Source organism: Mesorhizobium sp. URHB0026 (genome assembly GCF_054059755.1).
Genome location: NZ_JBSSCN010000002.1, coordinates 363193 through 383188, shown reverse-complemented (window position 1 = coordinate 383188; position 19996 = coordinate 363193). Strand labels below are relative to the sequence as shown.

Genomic DNA, 19996 nt, shown 5'->3' with positions numbered 1-19996 from the left:
CGCGGGACTCGCTCGTGAACCACCTCCGTATTCGTCGACACAATAGAGAGCATGTTCCTAACGAGGACCTGGTCGGCCGTGCCTTATCATGTCCAATTTAGACAGGAGACCTGAAATGAACTCCGACGAACTCGGGCAGACACTAAACAAAACGTTTACCGGGGCCATAGATGCAATTTGGCAGCGAAAGGCACTGAACCGTCGGCTTGATATGCAGCTCGAGCATTATTGGATGGCAAAGAGAGCAAATAGCGGCAATCCTCTCGTGCGCAGTGGAGCGAAATACTTTTCGCAAAATGATGAAGACGGTATTATAATAGAAATACTCCGGCGAATTGGCTTAGAGGAAGGCGTCGCTTTGGAGCTTGGTGTCGGAAATGGACTGGAGAACAACAGCCTTATTTTGTTGATGCTTGGATGGAGAGTGTTGTGGATCGGGAACGATGAGTTAAGTTTTACGCTGCCAGACAAATGCACAAATCTCCGTTTCTCCAAGAAATGGATAACGAAAGAGAATTGCATTGAGATGCTTTCTGCTAGCCTGGCATCTATAGACGCGCAAGGTGCGAACCTCATTAGTATTGATCTTGACGGCAATGATATTTACATCTTGGAGGCTCTCCTTGAGGCGGGTCATCGTCCGGAAGTTTACGTTGTTGAATATAATGGAAAGTTTCCACCGCCGGTAAGATGGAGAATAAAATACGATTCGTCGTATTCTTGGGATGCTAGCGACTATCAAGGCGCGTCACTTCAGGAATTTATAGATGTGATGCGTTCAGCCGGATACGTATTAGTCTGCTGCAATGTCACTGGAGCTAACGCATTTTTTGTCAAATCGGATCGTCTCAACAGATTCTCCGACGTTCCGACTGACATACAAGAATTATTTTTCCCTGCGGACTATAATTGGTTTTACCAGCGGGGGCATTGGACTTCCCCAAAAACGATAGAGCGGTTTCTTAAAATCTCTGAGTGAAAATATAAATAATTCGTGAAATGGAGACATTTCTTAAATGGAGGGTTGGAGGCCGTGAACTTCTTCCTCGAACTCTAGTCCTCTAGGAAGGTGCGACTTCGTGAAGATCGCCGTCTACACCATCGCCTTGAACGAAGCCGAAAACGCTGAACGCTGGGCCAATTCGGTCGTCGACGCCGACTATCGCATTGTGGCCGACACCGGTAGTACTGACGACACGGTGAAACGGCTGACCGCTGCCGGCGTTACCGTGCACCGGATAGCGGTCCGCCCATGGCGTTTCGACGACGCCCGCAACGCCGCCATGGCGCTGATCCCTTCCGATGTCGATGTCTGCTGTACGATGGATATGGACCGGTTTCTTGAGCCCGGCTGGCGGCCAAAGCTCGAGGCTGTCTGGATGCCTGAGACGACAGCCCTCTATTGCCAGACGGTCTACAGAGCGAGCGTCAACGACCCGACGCCACTTCGTAACTGGCCAGCGAAAAACTTTCATCATCGCTGGGGATATCGCTTCAGGCGGCCAGTCCACGAAGCTCTGGTCTTCACCGGAGAAACGGAAGTCACGGCGAACAGCAGCGACATCGTTATGTTCGAGGTGCAGGATCTCGCCAAGCCAACGAGGAGCAGTTACCTGCCGCTGATGGAAGTGGCACACAAGGAAAATCCCGACGACGCGCAGATCTGCTTCTGGCTCGGGCGGGATTTGATGTGGGCCAACCAACACGAGCGGGCGATTCCATTGCTGGAACGTTACCTTGCGTTGCCGACAAGCAAGTGGGCGGAAGAACGATCCGAAGCGATGCGCTACATCGCGCGTATGCTACCGGAGCAGCGATTGTCCTGGCTGGACAAGGCCCGGTTGGAAGCGCCTCACCGACGTGAGATCTGGCTCGACCTGGCCGAGGAGTTCCACGGCAAGGCGGACTGGCTGAACCTCTTTTGGGCTTGCACCAATGGGCTCGAGAAGACGCACCGCACCGGTAGCTATCTGGACGACCCGAACAGCTGGGGATTCCGGTTGTATGATCTTGGTGCTATCGCGTCTTGGCACCTCAATCTCATGGACCGGGCGGTCGAGTGGGGGCGACTTGCGCTTGGCCTCGACCCAAACAATCAGCGCCTGAAAAACAATCTCAATTTCTTCAATGGGCGGCGGGAAGAGGTGTGGCCGCAACAATGACCAAGCAATTCCAATCTTCTCCCGCTCGACTGTTTACGGCATTCGGAACGGTACTTTTCGTCGATCCATTCACCGGCGAGCTGCGGCACGGCGCAATCGAAGATAGCCCTGTGAACGTTTTCTTGGATGCCGATTGGGCCCCGACGGACGGCTACAGGCGGAGTCAGTTGATCTTTGCTGCCGACGGATTGCAGCAGTCAATTCACTGCTTCGCCGCTATGTGCCACACTTCACCGACCTCGCGGAGCAAAGATCGACCAGATACTGGTACGACGCTCGAACTGATTCCTCTGGAACGCGGCCTGCTTGCACTGCGATCCGGCGGTCATTTTCTGTCGGCCATACCCGACGGCCGGATGATGCATCAGGCCTCTGTCTGTAGCATTTGGGAATTGTTCATCGCCTCTGAGAACTGGTGCACCGACACCCCTGGGGTTGCCATCAACGATGCTTGGCGCCGCGACAACGCCTTCAACAAAAGCCATGTGGTGAGCTACATCGTTCATCCATTGACGCGGATGAAATCCAACCGCCAGCCGGTGGCGAGGAAGATTTTGATTTACGGCTACCCAAAATGGTCCCACGGGCGAGTTTACTACGATCTGTCCAGGCATCTTCATGACAGAGGCTATCTGGTCGACATACTTGATTGGCAGCAAGACCACGCCTTGTACGCTCAAGACCTTTTCCCCTACTACGATTTCGTCATTTCGGCCTTGGACGGAATCGCCACACTGGTCGACCGCTATAAGGTCCCTTTCGACAAGATCATCGCCATTTCGCATCACGAGTTCGATATACGGATGTTAATCGAGCAGAAGGGGATCGAAGTCTTCGAGAAATTTGCCAACTACGGTGTGGTGAGCGAATACGTATATTGCGCATCTCTCATGCGTGGCGTTCCCAGAGCTCCAATGGTAGCGTCTCTTGGAATAAATTTTGATGAATTCTACGCTGAAATTCCCAAAACGTTGAAGACAGTCGGTTATGCTTCATCGATGTCGGTCAAGACATTTGGTGTGGAATGGAAGCGTGGCGAACTCGCAGAGGCGGCAGCTGCCGACGCTGGTCTCGCGTTCAAGATAGCCGGTTCGACCGGAAACCAGATGTCGTTTCACGATATGCCCAACTTCTATCGTAGCGTTGATGCGGTGGTGACCAGTTCGATCAGTGAGGCTGCCCAGCTGCCAGTGATGGAAGCCGCAGCTGCGGGCAGACTAGTGATAGGCACTCCCGTTGGACACTTCCCCCTCAAAGCTTACCAGGGCGCTGGCATCATAGCCCCAATCGAAGCAGCAAAATTCCGCGCGTTTGCGACCGCCACGTTGAGCTACTACAGAGACGCTCCCAACGAGTTCGTGAAAAAATGTCGCTCTATACAAGAGGCTGCACAGGTTTTTGATTGGAAGCATCAAATCAAAGATTGGACAGAACTAATAGATGCGGCATGATCCGTCGAGACACGATCTAGATCACAGCACGTGCGTACAAACGCCGCAACAACAGAAATATGGGGTAGCACGCATCACAAGGAAATCACGGCAAGGTAACAAGGTGCGCAACTTTAACCTAACCACTCTGGCGAACAACTTCGGCTCCGACAAAGGGTCCGCGATGACTCCACTCGGATTGGCACCAAACAAATACACATACATCTATGATCTTACTTTTGGTTCATTTCGGCACGAGAGTATAAACCTTTTAGAACTAGGCTTAGCTGTTGGCGGCCCAGAGGTTGGGGGACCGAGAGACCGCAAGGTCATTCCACCGTCTGTGCAGATGTGGCTTACTTATTTTAGTAAAGCACAGGTTTTTGGATTTGACATCTCCGATTTCTCCCATATCGCGCACCCGCGCTTTACATTCGTGAGAGGAGATGCTGGCGCAGAGGCAGATTTGCGCAAGCTTGCCGAAATCGCGAACGGCTTTGATGTCATTATTGATGACGCATCACACGCATCTTTTCATCAGCAATTGGCATTCAAGGTACTGTTTCCGTGCCTAAGGCCGGGGGGGTTGTACATCATAGAAGACCTGGGTTGGCAGCCATATATTTATGAGTCAATTCTTCCAGAAGTGCCTAAGACAGCGGAATTCTTTGTGTCATATTTTGAACACCGCAAGTACATCAACAATCCGGTCCTCTCATCCGAATTCATGACAGACTCTGATGCGCTCATAGCCTCCTTTGCTCAGTTCCCTCCCTTCGACGGCACCGGGGGCCCTACAAGGCTGATCGTAATAGGGAGGCGCCGGGCGGATGAAGATGATGAAGGCACAGAAGGAGTCGCGCAAACGAGCGCGTCGACATCATTTGCGGAGCTGCGTTCATCAACTGCGCCGCGCACTCGGGTGTTCACCTCAGGCGGCACGGTGCTGTATATTGATCTCCCTGCAGGGGAGCTAAGGCACGGAGACCCAACCACCAGCCCCGCGAATGTAGTATTCGTCGCTGACACCTTATTAGCTGGCAGTTCGAGCCGTGGTTGGCTGGCCTTTGACAACGGAGCGACGTGGGAGCCGATTGCTTGTCTTCCCCATCATTCATGTCTCGTCTCTCGGGCCACTGAAACAGCAGAAGGGACCCTTCTCGAAGCCTTACAACTTGAAAGAGGGCTTGTCGGCTTCACCGCAAGAAGCGCGTTTGTTTGCGCCGAACCCGATGGACGAATTACGTTATCGAGAGCAGTCTGCTCGGCATGGGAAAGTTTTGTCACATCCGAAGATTGGTCTATCCAAGTATGGCCTGCTGAGACATTGCCCACGCCGCATATGGCTACGCATAGTATCGACAAACCCGGAGTGGCGGCCACAGTGGTGCACCCGCTAGCTCGTGCCAGAGTTAACACCTCTTCAGCAAAAAAGAAGATCGCTTTCTTTGGACCGACACAATGGTCAAATGGTCGCGTATATTATGATCTGTGCAAGATATTATACAAGAAGAACTATATAGCTGACGTTATTGACTATCGCAAGATGCATGGATCCTATATACATGAGCTAGTTGACTTTTACGATCTTGTGGTAGCCGGCCTGGATACGATCCACATATTGCGTGATATATACGGTGTTTCACCGAAGAAGATCCTAGGGTTATCCCATTGGACCTTTGATATACAAGAGATAATCGATAGGTGTGGGCGTGACATTTTTGGAGAGTTGGCCGGATATGGAGTCGTAGGCCCGACTTTGCTTTGGGATTCGCTGACGCTTGGGGTTCCTATCATTCCCAAGATAGTTTCCTTAGGAATGGACTACGCAGAATTTGAAGGCCAAATTCCCGAAAAACTGCTTACTGTAGGCTGCGCGAGCTCGTTATCCGCGAAGAACAAATTCGGCGTCGAGATCAAGAGAGGGCAGCTTGCTAAGGACTGCGCAGATGGAGCTGGGTTGAAATTCAAACCTGCCGGATTTTGGATCGGAGGAAACACCCCAATCCATGAGATGCCAAAATATTATCAGTCTGTTGATGCGGTGCTCGTCTGTTCTCTTATAGAGGCCGGCGGCCCAATGCCAGCAACGGAGGCCGCAGCGGCGGGCAGGCTTGTGATAAGCACACCAGTCGGTGTATTTCCGTTGAGAGCATATGACGGGCTCGGCATAATTGCCCCGATCGATGCTGAAAAGTACGTGAGATTTACCACCGACGTTCTGAGATATTATGCGAATAATCCAAAAGAATTTGTTGAAAAGTGCGCGAAGGGCAAAGAAGCTGCCAGAATGTTCGATTGGAGGTTCACTGTGGATTCCTGGATAGAGCTGTTTGAATCGGCTCGGCTTTAGATAGCAGCATTTTTCGCTGGCGCCGCGCATGAAGGTGCGCGACAACTTGAGAGAGGCAGGTCGTGATGAGGCGAGAGCTCGTGACAATCGCGACCGGCTCGGCGGCCGTCGTATCAATTCGGGGAGACATTGACACATTGCGTTGGCGTGACCACAAAGTTTGCAGATGCAGCTGCTAAGTCTTCCTTACGCCTCCAACCGTCCTCTCCGCGCCCATCGAACTCGCCAGCGACTGGACAGAATTGAGAGTCATATCTGGCTTTTCAATTTGCAGATGTATATCAAAAAGAGTTTCGCTTATCTTTTTTTGACTCCAGAAGGGTTCTCCTTAGTTGTCTGTTTGGCGTAATCGGATAGTTTCTGAGCGAGCACAAAGAGCTCGCATTCTATGCGCCATCACTTTCCATTTTGATCGGACCCGCCTTGGCTACTTGGCGGAAGTCCTCCGTTCGCTGGCCGAATATCCGGTGGCGTCGATGGATGTCATCATCGTAACGAACACGCTCCAAAAAGATGAATTGGGCGCGCTCAATCGCCTTTGCAGAGAGACGCTAACGAGTGGCACAGGGACGGTCCGCAGTTACGGTGATCTGACTAACGGTTGGGATCTGACGTGGTGTCACAAGTCGATTATCGCTAAAGACTTCATTAAGGAGAATCACGGCCGCTACACGCACTTCATCTACCTCGAGAACGACATTCGTCTTAGTTTTATGAATTTTTGCTATTTCGTAGAGTACCGCGAGGCGCTTCGCACATTTGGGCTACTGCCCTCGTTCATTCGGGTGGAATACAGCACAGCCCTCGGCGGCTTCACCTCCAGCGACGTTTTTTGGCCGGTCTACGTACCGGTTCAATCCCATGTGTTGCTAGGTGATTTGGTGCTGGTGAACATGCCGAATCCTTACAATCCCCTGTTCATCCTCGATCTCGAACTTGGTGCGGAATATGTCCAATCGCCCTCATTCGACCGACAGGCAAGCGGGACAGTATGTCCATGGGGTGTGGCGGAGCGGGCAGCTATGGGACTGTGCTTGGAGAATGTCCCGGCACCCTTCCAAAGTCGATACGTTGCGCCAATTTATCAGAAAGCCGGCACAGTTCCGGCCTTTGCATGGGTATGGCACATGCCGAATAACTATGCCGACAATCCGCGCTCGGCTCTGGGTAAGATTCGGATGGATCGGATGTTCGTAGGCGCGGGAGAACTGGGACAAGAAGGCCGCTGGAGCATCGCAAATTCAATCGCGGTCACCGCTGACCATCTGGACGATCAGAGACAGGGAAGCTCCGATGAGCCTGGCCGTTACCATGCCGGGGTTGCCAGCAACGCCGCCGCCGACGATTTCGATACCGACGCTTCACTCCTAGCCGAGAATGTGCCGGCTTTGTCAGATCAGAATTACCTCATTACTCATCATGATACCGTAGTATTCTTTGATAGCGATCTCCGACGGGTTCGCCACGCACCTTTTGGCATCGCGCCGTGGAGCCTTGCGATTGAATTAGCGGGTCAGACGGGCCGATTGTTGGCGCAAGGAAAGTCTCCTGGGGAGGTTCGCCAGCTCTCTTTTGGAACGGCTGACAACGACGCCACAACGCACGTGACCTCCACAAGCTTTGACTGCGATATTGAGACTTTTTCCGATGGCAGTGTCGGCATCCGTACCGGCGACCATTGTCTGGGATCGGACCTGGATGGTTTTGTTCGCCCAAAACATTGGTGTCGGGAGTGGGAGCGCTACCAACTAGTTAGAGCGGACACGATCGAAGGTTTAGCCCTTCTGCGCCGTTACTCTTGGCTCAGCCACGCCGATCGACGGGTATACTCGCTGGCCGCGCAGCCGATCGACTTTGGCAGAGAGCGCCCGGCTGAATCGAGCGCGCTGGCGGCATCGCTTGCGCCAGGAGCAATTGCATTCCGTCGCAAGGTCGCGTTCGGGCCAGTTGCGCTGAAACTGATCGAGAGGCGCCCGCAAATCGTTTTTGAGCCATGCAATCCGGCTCTCGGGCAAATCATTCCCGAGCGACTAAAAATACTCGACAGCAACACGCAGGCTCAAAGCGATTTTTCACTCTTTCGACCGCTCATTCATTTCTTGCTCGGAAACGAGCATTCGGAACTTGAAAAGCTCCGGCATTCTCTGGACACGTTAAGCCGCGTGGCAGGACTTGGTGCCGCAATTTGTATTACGAGCGCTCAATCCAGTACCTATCTAAGGCAGCTGATCCCGGAACCATATCGCAGTGACGCTGTGTTTTTGGATGCCCGGGTGACAGGTGCTTTGGTAGGCATACTCAACTATCATCCTGTGGTTCATGCGTATGTGGGGTGCACTTTTGATACCGACCTCAAGGAAAACCTCATAAAGCTGCTGCTCTCGCGCAAGGGAGAGTTGATGCTGGGCTCAGGATCAACAGCGTACACAAGCGCGCCAAATTTTCTAACACAAAGCTGAGACCTAAATGGTCCCTGGCTTTGAACGCTGTAGATCACAAGGCTTAATAGGAACTCGCTATGAATAGGCGCGAATTCGCGCTTCGTTTGGGATCAATCGCCGGGCTTGTGACGTTTTCCGGCAGTCTGAGTTTGAGTTGTAATGCCATGAACTCTCCGGCTCGATCTTTGGGCTCCTCCCTCCTCTCCGCGCCGATCGAACTCGCCGGCGATTGGGGCCACATGCTTCCTCGCTCCGCCGATCAGGTCGTCGAGCGCATGCGGCACGCCTGCCTGGATGGGGTCCGCCTCGTCTCCGACCGCCAACCGGTTCGGCTGCGCGTCGACGAACACACGTCGGGCCCACCGTCCGTTTGGCTGCATCCGGACGGCAGCAGCATGGCGTGGATCATTGTCGACATAGGCGAGCGCGACTGGTCGAAGCTTGCCTACCAGTTCGGGCACGAACTCGGTCACGTCACGGCCAACAGCTGGCAGGCGGATGCCAAACCGGCGGCGCCCTGCCAATGGCTGGAGGAGGCGATGGTCGAGGCCTTCTCGCTGCGCGGCCTCGGGCGTCTGGCACCGAGCTGGAAGGAGGCCCCGCCCTTCGCGGGCGACAATGCTTTCGGCGATGCCATAGCCCGGTACCGCCAGGATATCATCGACCGCTATACCACGCTCGTTGACAGCCAGGGGCTCGCCCACGACGCCGTAGCGTGGTACGCCGACCATCGCAGCGAGATCGAAATGCCCGCCCTCAATCCATTCGCCCAGGCAATGTCGCTGACCATCCTTGCCGAATACGAACGCACGCCGAACTGCGTCGAGGCGCTGGGCGCACTCAACCGCTGGCCCGGCCGTACCGGTATCCCGATCGCCGACTATCTGAAGCGATGGGAGGCGAGCTGTACCGAGCTGCAAGCCTCGCCGCGACTGCCACTCCGCCTGCGCGAACTGTTGCGTATCGCCTGACCAGCCAAAGGTGAGCGAGGTGTGGCCGGAATTCACCAAGCGCAAATGGGAGACAAAGCCGCCGCAGCGACTGCGGAACGAGGCCGTGACCGTGATTTGAACGTACACAAACGGCAGCCTGTGGCATGCGGCTCCGCGCCTTGGTCACCACCCTGCGGCTTTCCGGGCTTGCGCTCAGGTTCGGGCCGGAGCTGTTCAGCGGCGTCTACATGTCTCGCAATCGACTGGCCGCGTGGCGTGCGGCCGCGCCTGATCCCATCCGATGGATCGTCATAGACGATCGTGGACTCCCGAACTGGGCGCGCGAGGGAGAGGTTCACACCACGGGAATTCCGTTCAGGACCCCGGACGCCGAGACGCGGTTCGTATCGGCGCAGCAAGGGATCGGGATGACGAAGCTGCCGTGCTTCGTCGGAGATGCCAACTCTCTAAATGGTGAGGGTGCCAGGCACCGACCTGCCCATGCATGGGACGCTCGGCTTCTCACACAGGGAGAGACACGCAAGACGAAGCGTAACCGCTGTTCTTAGGCCACGGCCTTGAGCGGCGCGGGGGCATAGGCCCAGGGCAGCAGGTCGTCCAGCTGGCTTTGCGGATGGCCTGCGACGATGCGGGTGATGACGTCGGCGAGGTAGGCGTACGGGTCGACGCCGTTGAGTTTCGCGGTTTCTACGAGCGAGGCGATGGTCGCCCAGTGCTCGCCACCGCCGTCGGAACCGGCGAAGAGCGCATTCTTCCGATTGAGGGCGATTGGCCTGATCGAGCGTTCGACGACGTTGGAGTCGATCTCGACGCGGCCGTCGTCGAGGAAGCGACCAAGTCCGGCCCAGCGCGAGAGCGGGTAGCGGATTGCTTCGGCGAGGTTGCTCTTCTGGCTGACCAGGGTGAGCTTCTCGCGCAGCCATGGCTGGAGGGTATCGATGACGGGGCGGCTTCTCTCCTGGCGGGCGGTGCGCCGCTCTTCGGGCGAGCGTCCCCGTATCTCGCTCTCAATCCTGTAGAGCTCGGCGATGAGCTGGAGCGCCTCCGTGGCGATCGGCGCGGGTCCGGACTGGGCCAGTTCGTGGAACCGGCGACGGACATGATGGCATGGACGCCCCCTTCCGCTTCCGCCCTGTGGCGGGGAGTATGAGGTGTGGTCAAACAGAAGGATATTACCATGCCAGATGAAGTTCACGTGGTTGGTCTCGACATTGCCAAATCAGAGAGAATGCGCGCGCCCGGTCGCGCGGTAGGCAGTCGAAGCCAGAAGCCCGCAACGCCGCCGACCGTCGCGGGTTCGACCCGCACATCCGTGGCGGCGGGTGTTGCGGCAAACATGGCGTCGAACATCGGCCGCGCCTCGGGACCGAGTTTTTCACCCTTATGGGCCGAGGCGGCCTGTCGCATCGCGGCTGCCGCGGGAGCATCTTCAGGGGAGAGGGGATGGATCGTCGTCATGGCAGGTCTCCTTGGTTGGGGGGTAACGTGCGGGCTCAGCCGTTCGCCCACTGGGCGGCGGCATCCCTGGCAAAAGCGGCATAGGAGCGGGGAGCGTGGCCAGCAGTTTGGTCAAGCGCTCGATGTCGTCAGCGGTCGCCACCGCGCCTTCCGTCTGGTACCGGCTGAACATCAGGCGCAGGTCGAGCGCATGCCAGGCGGGCAGCATCGTCTTCGTGCGCTGCTCCATGACGACGAGATCGTCGCCGCCATGGCGGATCGCGCGGCCGAGGGCTTCGCTCCAGATACCGGCGATACCTTCGCCGGTCAGACTGTCCGGACCAACCAGGGCGTAGGTCTCGCGTTCGAGCGGCGTCGCTGCCTGCTCGCGGCGAACCAGTTCGATCGCGGCAGCCTCGCCGATGTCGCGGATATCGACCATCGAGACGCCTTTCTTGCCGATCGGCGAGCCATAAATGCCGGTCTTCAGAAGTCCGTCCTTCTGACGAAGATCGTTCTGGATGAAGTAGGCGGGACGCAGAATCGTCGCCGGCAGGTCAAGCGCATCGATCATGCGCTCGACCGTGTACTTGCCCGCAAAATGCGGCACCTCGGCATAGCCGTCGCCGCCGAACACCGAGAGATAGACGATGCCCTTGATGCCAGCCTCGAGGGCGACTGTCAGGGTCAGCATGGCCTGGGTCAATTCATCGGCGACATTCGGCGCGAGCAGGAACAATGTGCTGACGCCTTGCAGTGCCGCGCGGACCGAATCCGGATCGGCGAGGTCACCGCGGACCGCCTTTACGCCAGCGGGAAGCTGCGCCGTCTCAGGAGAACGCGTCAGGGCGCGAACCTCGACGTTGCGCCCCTGCAGGTGGGCCAGGACCTGGGAGCCGATCGTCCCGGTGCTGCCGGTTACCAAAATAGCCATTGTGAAAACTCCTTAAGATTTCTGTTCTGTCCATGAGGAAGATAGACGTTCCAAAGATGAACGGGAGAGGGCATGATCGAGATAGCTCGTCTCAATATTGGAACATCACCATGGATCTCGAGGCTTTGGCCGACTTCAATCTCGTTGCCGCCCATGGCGGTTTCGGGCGAGCCGGCCGCATCTCCGGCCGATCCAAGGCGACACTGTCTCGCCATGTGAGCGAACTCGAGCATAGCCTTGGCGTGAGGCTGATCGAGCGTGGATCCCAAAGTCTGCGACTGACAGACGAAGGCCAAGCGCTTCACGAGCGCACCGATGGATTGCTGTCGGAAATTGCGGAGGCGGGGGAGGCAATTGTGTTGGGTGCGTCGACCCCGAGAGGCAGGCTGCGGGTGAGCGCTCCCATGGTTTTCGCGCATGTGGCGCTTCCCACGATCGGCACCCGTTTCGCGCTCGCCTATCCGGAGGTCAAGCTTGAGATTGTTGCCGAGGATCGCAAGGTCGATCCGGTCGAGGATGGCTACGACCTTGTTATCCGGATCGATCCTTCACCGGATGAACGGCTCATCGGTCGCCGTTTTCTTAACGACGAGCGCCTGATCGTTGCCTCGCCGGACATGCCGCGCCCTCAGCCCGTGCCGGGCGGTGCAGCGAGTCCCGTAAAGGCGGTCTTGCTGAGCGCGACATCGCTGGACGTCATCTGGCGCATGAAATCCGATCTTGAGGACGAAGTCCTTTTCAAGCCCGAGCCGATCCTGCGCTTCTCTTCTCTGCTTATGGTGCGCGATGCCGTTCTGGCAAATGCGGGCGCGGCGTTGCTTCCGAAGCTTCTTGTGGAAGGCGATGTCGAGGCGGGCCGACTCGTTTGCTGGGGAACTCATGCCGGTCCGTCTGTGCAAATCTGGGCGCTCCAAAGCTCGCGACGTCTTATCGGAGCGAAGGTTCGCGCTTTCCTGGATTTGATGGAGAGGTCGTTTCCGACCAAAGTTTTTGTTCCTGCACCCTGAACAAGCACCTGCCGAAAGCGGACTGTCAACTTCCGGCCCCGCAACAGTCTAGCGGCGTTTCTCTGGTGGCCAATCATGGCCGAAGGAGAAGCAAAATGGGACACTCGTGCTACGACCTCACCGACTCCGATCGCCGGGCATGGAATGCCGGGAAGAAGGTCGGGACGAAACGACCTCTGAAACCTCGACAGATATGGGCGATACGCTTCTTTCTCGATCGAGAGCTGCGTCTGCGAGACAGAGCGCTCTTCGATTTGGCGATCGACAGCAAGTTGCGCGGCTGCGATCTCGTCAAGATCAAAATCGGCAACCTCGTGGTAGGACCGGAAGTCCGAACTCGCGCGATGGTCATCCAACAGAAAACTGGCCGACCTGTCAGTTCGAGTTGATGAGCGACGTACGCTCCAGCTTTCTCGCATGGCTGGAGCGACGCGGCGGAACAGTCGATGATTAAGCGTTTCCGAGCAGGATCAATCCAAGGGCTCACCAGTATGCACGCCTCGTAGACGAATGGGTCGGGGCGATCGGGCTTAGGCCAGAGGAATACGGAACCCATTCCCTGCGTCGCACCAAGGCCTCGATTATCTACAAAGCGACGGGAAGTCTGCGAGCCATCCAGATTTTGCTCGGTCATACTAAGATCGAGAACACGGTCCGCTATCTGGGAGTCGATGTTGAGGATGCTCTCGAACGTTCCGAGGCAACTGAGGTTTGATCAGGTGCGGCTCCACTTCACGAGTGGAGCCGTGACCAATTTGCGCCTCATCTTGGCCATTGAGGGTGTCCATTCTACCTCGAAAAGCTGACATCAAAAGACCGACAGATTTCGGCTCCCTCTGCGGCAAGTTTCTTGTCCAGTGGGAATTATTATAATAGCATAATCCAAAAGGCGGTTACGGTGGGCTATGCGGTGCGATTTGAGTGGCAAGATTGCGCTGGTTACCGGGGCAGCCGGTGCGATCGGAAGGTCCGTCGCCAGACGGCTGTCCGCCAATGGCGCAGCGATCATTGTCGCTGATATCGACTTCGAAGGCGCAGAGCGCGTTGCTGCGGGCCTGGATGGAGCGATGGCTTGCGCAGTCGACATCCGCAATGCCGCATCGGTAGACGCTGCGGTCACAGCAACGATAGAACGATACGGCCGGCTCGACATTCTCGTCAACAATGCCGGCGTCAACACGCTGGCGCATCGGGTCACCATCGACGAGTTTCCTGCCGAGGAATGGGATCGCATCACCGGTATCGATCTTGACGGACTTTACACCATGAGCAGAGCTGCGCTTGCGCCCATGCTGGCCGCAGGAAACGGTGGGCGCATCATCAACATCGCCTCGGTCGTCGGGCTTGCTGCCATGCGCTTACAGAGCCCATTTGTCGCCGCCAAGGCTGGCATCATTCATTTGACGCGGTCGATGGCCATCGAATTGGGGGCAAAGGGCATCCTTACCAATGCTATCGCGCCGGGCTCGGTGATGACGGCCCTGACAGCCAAGCTATTCTATGGTGATGACGGTAAGTTTGCCGGGCGCACTCAAGAGTTTCTCGCCCATGTTCCACTCGGACGGCCCGCCCAGCCGGAAGAGATCGCGGAGACAGTGTTGTTCCTGGCTTCTCCGGCTGCCAGCTATATCAACGGCCAGGTGCTGGCCGTCGATGGCGGCTGGACGGCGGGATATATGATGTGAGCGCCGCCATGGAAATTGAGCTCAATGGCGCCGCCGTTGCACTGGATGGCGACAGCAATCTGTTAGCCGAGGCAGCGCTTGCCGCGTTGCAGGCCAATGGCGGGCAATTGGTAGAGGGCTCTCATGCTCGTGAAGCTGATATCCTGCTGATGTCCTGTCCGCTGCGGCCGGGGACGGCGGCAGGGGACCCGAAATCCCTTTATGGCGATGCGCGAAAGGCTGCCATGACCATGACCGATCGCGGCAGCGGCCGCATCGTCTTTCTGGTCTCCGTAGTCGCCGGCATGCCGATGCGCCGCCACCCGCGCTTTTCAATGGAGAGCGCCTTTATCCTCGCCGGCATGCGAACGCTGGCCATGGAGTTTGGCCCGAAGGTCTTGGTCAATGCCGTCGGTGTCGGTGCGGTCGAGTATGAAACCATGGTCTCCGGCGACAAGGCGATGCTTAGCCACACGCCGATTGGCCGCGCCGGATGCATCGAGGAAGCAGTGGCAGCGGTGCTGTTCTTCTGCGATCCGCTGAACACCTATACAACTGGCCAGATGCTGAGCGTCGATGGTGGATGGATGGCAGGCTATGGGCGCAATTTCTGAAGCGTTGACAGTGAATGGCTCGCTATGCTGCGCTGCCACCGGGACAACTGACAATGCTGCTAGACTGTCGTCCCTTGAGTGGAAACTCACCGGTTCGGTCCCTAAGATGCGGCAAATGGTTCGCGGAGCAGACTGATGGCCGCAAAATCTGGCGGCGGCGAAAGAAGGCCGCCGGAGCGCCTTGGCGTCCGCGAGATCGCCAAGCGCGTTGGGGTGGCGCCGATGACAGTGTCGCGCGCGCTGTCCAATCCCGACATGGTATCGCCAGAGACGCGCGCCAAAGTGCTTGAAGCCATCGAGCAGGCCGGCTTCGTCCCCAACCGGCTGGCGTCCAGCATGCGCGGCAATGGCCGCATGATCGGCACGGTCGTGCCGCCGCTGATCAATTCCGGCATCGCCGAACAAGTCCAAGGCATGTCCGACGAATGCCATGAGAGCGGCTATTCGATGCTTCTGGTCCAGGGCGAGTTCACACAGGAAGCCGAGGAGAAATCGATCCGGAATCTGCTCGGCTGGCGCCCGATCGGGATGATCCTGCAAAGCTTCGTGCAAAGCGAGACGGCGCGCGCCTTGCTGAAGAGCAGCGGTGCGCCGGTGGTCGAGATTTCCGAGATCAAGGGCCGCAGGCCGATCGACATGGTGGTCGGCGTCTCCAATTTCGAGACCGCTTACGCCATGACCATGCATCTGGCGGCCAAAGGCTACAAGCGCATCGGCTTCGTCTCGACGCCGATCCATGGCAATGACCGACTGCAGCAGCGCCGCACCGGCTACCATGCCGCGCTCACTGAACTCGGCATCAAGAACCATGCCGACATGGAGGTCGAGGTGCCGATCACCGCGCAGGGCGGCGCCGAGGCGCTGGTGACGTTGACCTCTCGCCACAGGGATATCGACGCCATCTTCTTTTCCAGTGACACGCTGGCCGTCGGCGCTGTGCAGGAATGCCATCGCCGGCACTGGGCGGTACCGGGCAGGATCGCAATTGCCGGTTATGGCGACATGGATCTCGCCGCGCAGCTTTATCCGCCGCTGACCACGGTGAAGGTCAATCGCTACGAGATGGGCCGGCGCGCGGTGCGGCAGTTGCTGGCAAGGCTCGGCGGTGACACCAAAGTGCCGACCATTACCAGCCTCGGGTTCGAAATTGTCGACCGCGAAAGCGCTTGATCATGACGTTTGCTTATTCGCCATCTCTTCGCGGCGGCCGAGGCGCTTTTCCCAGCCTTCGGCATGGACGTTGAGATAGGCGTCGGGATCGTAGGGATGATGTTTGATCGCATCGATGTTGAGATCGATGCCGAGCCCCGGTGCGTCCGGCAGCGACAAATGGCCGTTGTCTGGGTTGACGGTTGGATGCCAGGTCACGAGATCGGGCGTCCACGGATCATTGAACGCGTCGAAGTGCTCCTGGATGAGAAAGTTCGGCACCGCCGCAGCGAGTTGCAGGCACACCGCCGTCGCCACCGGGCCGCCGCTCTGATGCGGGGCAATATGGCTGCCATGGGCGAGCGCGAGGTTGGCCACCTGCATCGATGGCGCAATGCCGCCGAGCGACATCGGCTCAGGCTGGAAGATGTTGACTCCGCCACCGGCGGCCAGCGCGTAGAACTGGCCGACCGTGTCGTACATCTCGCCAGTCGCTACCGGGATCGGCGAACGATGCGCCACTTCATGCACGGTCTCCTGGCGGTCGCGCGAGGTCGGCTCCTCCCACCAGTAGATGTCGAGGTCGGCGAATTTTTGCGCTGCCTGCAGGGCGGCGATCTCGGTGAAGCGCGCATGCACATCGATCAGGATCAGCGTGTCCTTGGGCAGCCTGTCGCGTAGCATGCGGCAGATCGCGTAGGACAGGTCCAGCTCCTCACGCGAAATGAACCCTTGGGTGGTGCCGAACGGATCCAGCTTGAACGCCTTGAAGCCCTTGGCCAGAACCGCCTGGGCAGCTTCGAGGAAAGCTTCAGGCGTGCGCTCGGTGCGATACCAACCATTGGCGTAGCCGAGCACGCTGTCTCGCACCTGGCCGCCGAGCAGCTGGTGGATCGGGACGCCGAGACTTTTGCCGAGGATGTCCCAGCAGGCGACTTCGATGGCAGCGATGACAGTGCGGTGGATATGGCCGCCATCGAGCGAGACGCTGTCCAGCATCCGCTTGGCCAGCGCGTTGATGCGGCGCGGATCCTGGCCGATGGCGAGATGCTTGAGCTCATGCACGCCGGCTTCGGTGGTCTTGATGAAACCGTTCAGCGTGCCTTCGCCGATGCCGTGGACGCCCTTGTCGGTGTGGACTCTGGCGAACAGCCAGTTCTTCCAGCCGGCACCGACGGCGAAGGTCTCGATCTCGGTGATCTTCATGCGACAGTCCTAATTCAGCGCGGCAATCTTTGCGACAATGGCCTCGGTCGTCAGCCCATACCTGGCTTGCAAGGTCGGCACCGCGCCGCATTCGATATAGCGGTCCGGCAGACCGATGCGCGTTACCTTCTTCGCAATGCCGGCATCGAACAAGGTCTCGACGACAAGGCTGGCCAACCCACCGACGACAACATGGTTTTCGGTCGTGACGATACGGTCAACGGAAGCAGAAAATTCGGTGACCGCCTCAGCGTCGAACGGCTTGATCGTGGGAACATGGAGCACGCTGGCGGAGATACCTTGTTTGCGCAAAGCATCCGCCGCATCCAGCGCCCGTTCGGTCATGAAGCCGGTCGAGATGATGCCGACATCGCTGCCTTCCCGAAGATGCCGCGCCTTGCCGATCTCGAAGATGTAACCGGGCTCGAACACGACAGGCACACTGGCGCGCAGCAGCCGCATGTACACTGGACCCCGATGCTCGGCGATCGCCTCGGTCGCGGCCTCGATCTCCGTGGCGTCGCAGGGGTCGATGATGGTCAGGCCGGGGATCATGCGCATCAGCGCCAAATCCTCGATCGCCTGGTGCGTGCCGCCATAGCCGGTTGTCAAACCTGGCAGGCCGGCGACGATCTTGACGTTGAGGTTGGAGTGGGCGAGCGCGATTGCGACGAAATCATAGGCGCGACGCGTCGCGAATACGCCATAGGTGGTGGCGAACGGCACCTTGCCGGTGCGCGCCAACCCCGCAGCTACGGCGACTAGATTCTGCTCGGCCATGCCGACATTGAAGAAGCGTCCGGGAAAGGCATCGCGGAATGGCAATATGTCCGTGTATTTGCCGAGGTCGGCGGTCAGGCCGACGATATCGGGCCGGCTCTGGCCGAGCCTCGCCAACGCCTTGCCAAATGGTGCCTCGACGCTCGGCCGGCCGCCGCCGCCGACCGCCTCATCCTGGCCCATGGCCAGTGTCCGTCCGGCGTCCATCACCGCGCCTCTCATTGCGGTGTTCCCACGCTTTTGTCGAACTCGGCGATGATGCCGTCCCATTGCGCCACGTCGATGCGGAAGAAGTGCGATTTCTCACTGGTCTCGATGCGTGGCACGCCCTTGCCCGGCAGCGTGCGCAGCACGATCGCCTTCGGCTTGCTGTTGCGATTCCTTGCATCCGCCAGCGCGCCGACCACGGCCGCCATGTCGTTGCCGTCGATCTCTGATGCCTGCCAGCCGAAGGCGCGCCATTTGTCGGCCACCGGCTCCACGTCGAGCACGACAGGTCCGTCAGCCTGGATGCCATTGCAGTCTATCAGCGCCACGAGCCCGTCGAGCTTGAAATGGCTGGCCGACATCGCCGCTTCCCAGGTCGAGCCTTCCTGCATCTCGCCATCGGACAGTTCGACGAACACGCGCGCATCGGATTTGTCGACGCGAAGCCCAAGTGCTTGGCCGACACCTTGCCCCAGCCCATGGCCGAGCGAGCCGCCGATCATCTCGACGCCGGGCGTGGTGTCGAGCGTCGACATTTCCAGCCGGCTGTTGTCGGCGCCGTAGGTGACAAGTTCTTCGACCGGAAGGATGCCGGCCTCGGCCAGTGCTGCCCACAGCGCGATCGAATAGTGCCCGGTCGACAACAGGAAGCGGTCGCGGTCGGGCCATGCCAGATTGTGCGGATCGTAGCGCAGTTCATGGAAATAGAGTGCAGCCAGCGTATCGGCGATGCCGAGACCCTGGCCGATATAGCCTTGGCCCTGGCCGCGCGCCATGGTCAGCATGTGGCGGCGCAATTGGGTCGCCTTGCGTTCGAGCGCGCCGATGTCGGCGTTGCTGGGAGGGGAGTTTCGCAGCATTGGATCAGTCCTTGTCGAGCCCGCCCGACATGTTGAGCCGCTCAGCGGTCATGTATTTGGGCGAATCGAGGCAGAGCCAGACGACGGCCTCTGCGACCTCGGAAATCTCGGCTCGCCGGCCAATCGGGATCCGTCGTGTGCGCTCGTCGAGAAAGGCCTGCAGATCGTTGCGGCCATTGGCGCGGGCAAGATCGACCTCGGTCGAGCGCTGCATTTCGGTGTCCATCATGCCTGGCGCCAGGCTATTGACGAGCACGCCATAAGGCGCCAGCGCCACGGCAGCTGCACGGGTGATGGAATCGACGCCCGCCTTGCTCGCCGTATAGGCGGTGTAGTCGGGCAACGCCATGCGCGATCCGGGCGAGGTGATGTTGATGATGCGCCCCGAACGCTGCTCGCGCATCACCCGGCCCGCCGCCTTGCAGGCCATGGCAAGTGCGGTGACGTTGAGCGCCAGCGTGCGCGTCCAGGCCTTATAGCTCGCATCGAGAAACGGCTCGATGACGCCGTAGCCGGCATTGTTGACGAGGACGTCGATGCCGCCCCAGCGCGCGACCACCTTTTCCACCGCCGCCTCCGGCGCGCCTTCCCCGGTGAAATCGCTGACGATGCTTTCGCTTTCCGCGCCGGCTTCGCTGATCTGCCTGATAGTCTTGGCAAGTCCATCGCCATTGATGTCGGTAACCGCTACGCTACAGCCACGCCGGGCCAACTGGATCGCCACCTCACGCCCGAGGCCACCCGCAGCGCCGGTGACCAGTGTTCTCTTTGGCGTCGTAGTTTGATTTTCTGCGGGCAA

General features: G+C 58.3%; 15 protein-coding genes and 4 pseudogenes. 12 read left to right on the top strand and 7 right to left on the bottom strand.

Annotated elements, in window-relative coordinates:
• Nucleotides 1-115 precede the first annotated feature (115 nt).
• From ACVWWD_RS30470 to ACVWWD_RS30440, 7 genes and pseudogenes are all read left to right on the top strand, one after another.
• Nucleotides 116-979: a hypothetical protein gene (locus ACVWWD_RS30470; protein ID WP_352733283.1), complete on the top strand. Its 864-nt coding sequence runs from the start codon at nt 116-118 to the stop codon at nt 977-979.
• A gap of 100 nt (nt 980-1079) precedes the next feature.
• Nucleotides 1080-2162: a tetratricopeptide repeat-containing glycosyltransferase gene (locus tag ACVWWD_RS30465; protein ID WP_352597014.1), complete on the top strand. Its 1083-nt coding sequence runs from the start codon at nt 1080-1082 to the stop codon at nt 2160-2162.
• Nucleotides 2159-3613 carry a glycosyltransferase gene (locus ACVWWD_RS30460; RefSeq protein ID WP_352733286.1) on the top strand — a complete coding sequence of 485 codons (1455 nt, stop codon included), beginning with the start codon at nt 2159-2161 and terminating at the stop codon, nt 3611-3613. The genes ACVWWD_RS30465 and ACVWWD_RS30460 overlap by 4 nt, the downstream gene beginning before the upstream one ends.
• The gene (locus ACVWWD_RS30455) at nt 3603-5945 is read left to right on the top strand and encodes a hypothetical protein (protein WP_457103695.1); all 2343 of its coding nucleotides are present in this window, start codon (nt 3603-3605) and stop codon (nt 5943-5945) included. The genes ACVWWD_RS30460 and ACVWWD_RS30455 overlap by 11 nt, the downstream gene beginning before the upstream one ends.
• 476 nt (nt 5946-6421) lie before the next feature.
• Nucleotides 6422-8404 carry a hypothetical protein gene (locus ACVWWD_RS30450; protein ID WP_457103694.1) on the top strand — a complete coding sequence of 661 codons (1983 nt, stop codon included), beginning with the start codon at nt 6422-6424 and terminating at the stop codon, nt 8402-8404.
• A 59-nt stretch (nt 8405-8463) separates the two neighbouring features.
• Nucleotides 8464-9357, top strand: coding sequence for a hypothetical protein (locus tag ACVWWD_RS30445; RefSeq protein ID WP_352733295.1), 894 nt, complete (start codon nt 8464-8466; stop codon nt 9355-9357).
• A 152-nt stretch (nt 9358-9509) separates the two neighbouring features.
• A pseudogene (locus ACVWWD_RS30440) lies at nt 9510-9872 on the top strand (LysR family transcriptional regulator); the annotation flags it as partial.
• 11 nt (nt 9873-9883) lie between these two features.
• On the opposite strand, the pseudogene tnpC reads toward ACVWWD_RS30440, so the two are convergent.
• The 3 genes and pseudogenes from tnpC to ACVWWD_RS30425 all read right to left on the bottom strand — a co-directional run.
• Nucleotides 9884-10441: pseudogene (gene tnpC / locus ACVWWD_RS30435) on the bottom strand (IS66 family transposase); the annotation flags it as partial.
• Between the two features lie 89 nt (nt 10442-10530).
• Nucleotides 10531-10797, bottom strand: coding sequence for a hypothetical protein (locus ACVWWD_RS30430; protein WP_352733011.1), 267 nt, complete (start codon nt 10795-10797; stop codon nt 10531-10533).
• 35 nt (nt 10798-10832) lie between these two features.
• Nucleotides 10833-11710: pseudogene (locus ACVWWD_RS30425) on the bottom strand (NmrA/HSCARG family protein).
• A 110-nt stretch (nt 11711-11820) separates the two neighbouring features.
• Here ACVWWD_RS30425 and ACVWWD_RS30420 point away from each other — a divergent pair.
• From ACVWWD_RS30420 to ACVWWD_RS30400, 5 genes and pseudogenes are all read left to right on the top strand, one after another.
• The gene (locus ACVWWD_RS30420) at nt 11821-12717 is read left to right on the top strand and encodes a LysR family transcriptional regulator (RefSeq protein ID WP_352733008.1); all 897 of its coding nucleotides are present in this window, start codon (nt 11821-11823) and stop codon (nt 12715-12717) included.
• A gap of 95 nt (nt 12718-12812) precedes the next feature.
• Nucleotides 12813-13432: pseudogene (locus tag ACVWWD_RS30415) on the top strand (tyrosine-type recombinase/integrase).
• Between the two features lie 190 nt (nt 13433-13622).
• Nucleotides 13623-14402, top strand: a complete 780-nt coding sequence (locus tag ACVWWD_RS30410) for an SDR family NAD(P)-dependent oxidoreductase (RefSeq protein ID WP_457103693.1) — start codon at nt 13623-13625, stop codon at nt 14400-14402.
• Between the two features lie 8 nt (nt 14403-14410).
• Nucleotides 14411-14995: an SDR family oxidoreductase gene (locus ACVWWD_RS30405; RefSeq protein WP_352551525.1), complete on the top strand. Its 585-nt coding sequence runs from the start codon at nt 14411-14413 to the stop codon at nt 14993-14995.
• Nucleotides 14996-15130: 135 nt separating this feature from the next.
• Nucleotides 15131-16165 (top strand): LacI family DNA-binding transcriptional regulator, encoded by a 1035-nt coding sequence (locus ACVWWD_RS30400; RefSeq protein WP_352617420.1) that lies wholly within the window; start codon nt 15131-15133, stop codon nt 16163-16165.
• Here the strand turns inward: ACVWWD_RS30400 and ACVWWD_RS30395 are convergent, their stop codons facing one another.
• The 4 genes from ACVWWD_RS30395 to ACVWWD_RS30380 are packed head-to-tail and all read right to left on the bottom strand — an operon-like array spanning nt 16166 to nt 19996.
• A complete protein-coding gene (locus ACVWWD_RS30395) occupies nt 16166-17350 on the bottom strand; it encodes a mandelate racemase/muconate lactonizing enzyme family protein (protein WP_352551521.1) in 1185 nt (394 codons plus the stop codon).
• A 9-nt stretch (nt 17351-17359) separates the two neighbouring features.
• A complete protein-coding gene (locus tag ACVWWD_RS30390; RefSeq protein ID WP_457103692.1) occupies nt 17360-18352 on the bottom strand; it encodes a transketolase family protein in 993 nt (330 codons plus the stop codon).
• Nucleotides 18349-19197, bottom strand: a complete 849-nt coding sequence (locus ACVWWD_RS30385; RefSeq protein WP_352662105.1) for a transketolase — start codon at nt 19195-19197, stop codon at nt 18349-18351. Before ACVWWD_RS30385 ends, ACVWWD_RS30390 begins: the two co-directional genes overlap by 4 nt.
• A 4-nt stretch (nt 19198-19201) precedes the next feature.
• The gene (locus ACVWWD_RS30380) at nt 19202-19996 is read right to left on the bottom strand and encodes an SDR family NAD(P)-dependent oxidoreductase (protein WP_352551515.1); all 795 of its coding nucleotides are present in this window, start codon (nt 19994-19996) and stop codon (nt 19202-19204) included.

Coding starts and splice junctions, on each gene's coding strand:
- ACVWWD_RS30470 (WP_352733283.1), top strand. CDS start 116: ATGAACTCCGACGAACTCGGGCAGACACTAAACAAAACGTTTACCGGG.
- ACVWWD_RS30460 (WP_352733286.1), top strand. CDS start 2,159: ATGACCAAGCAATTCCAATCTTCTCCCGCTCGACTGTTTACGGCATTC.
- ACVWWD_RS30455 (WP_457103695.1), top strand. CDS start 3,603: ATGCGGCATGATCCGTCGAGACACGATCTAGATCACAGCACGTGCGTA.
- ACVWWD_RS30450 (WP_457103694.1), top strand. CDS start 6,422: ATGGATGTCATCATCGTAACGAACACGCTCCAAAAAGATGAATTGGGC.
- ACVWWD_RS30445 (WP_352733295.1), top strand. CDS start 8,464: ATGAATAGGCGCGAATTCGCGCTTCGTTTGGGATCAATCGCCGGGCTT.
- ACVWWD_RS30430 (WP_352733011.1), bottom strand. CDS start 10,797: ATGACGACGATCCATCCCCTCTCCCCTGAAGATGCTCCCGCGGCAGCC.
- ACVWWD_RS30420 (WP_352733008.1), top strand. CDS start 11,821: ATGGATCTCGAGGCTTTGGCCGACTTCAATCTCGTTGCCGCCCATGGC.
- ACVWWD_RS30410 (WP_457103693.1), top strand. CDS start 13,623: ATGCGGTGCGATTTGAGTGGCAAGATTGCGCTGGTTACCGGGGCAGCC.
- ACVWWD_RS30405 (WP_352551525.1), top strand. CDS start 14,411: ATGGAAATTGAGCTCAATGGCGCCGCCGTTGCACTGGATGGCGACAGC.
- ACVWWD_RS30400 (WP_352617420.1), top strand. CDS start 15,131: ATGGCCGCAAAATCTGGCGGCGGCGAAAGAAGGCCGCCGGAGCGCCTT.
- ACVWWD_RS30395 (WP_352551521.1), bottom strand. CDS start 17,350: ATGAAGATCACCGAGATCGAGACCTTCGCCGTCGGTGCCGGCTGGAAG.
- ACVWWD_RS30390 (WP_457103692.1), bottom strand. CDS start 18,352: ATGAGAGGCGCGGTGATGGACGCCGGACGGACACTGGCCATGGGCCAG.
- ACVWWD_RS30385 (WP_352662105.1), bottom strand. CDS start 19,197: ATGCTGCGAAACTCCCCTCCCAGCAACGCCGACATCGGCGCGCTCGAA.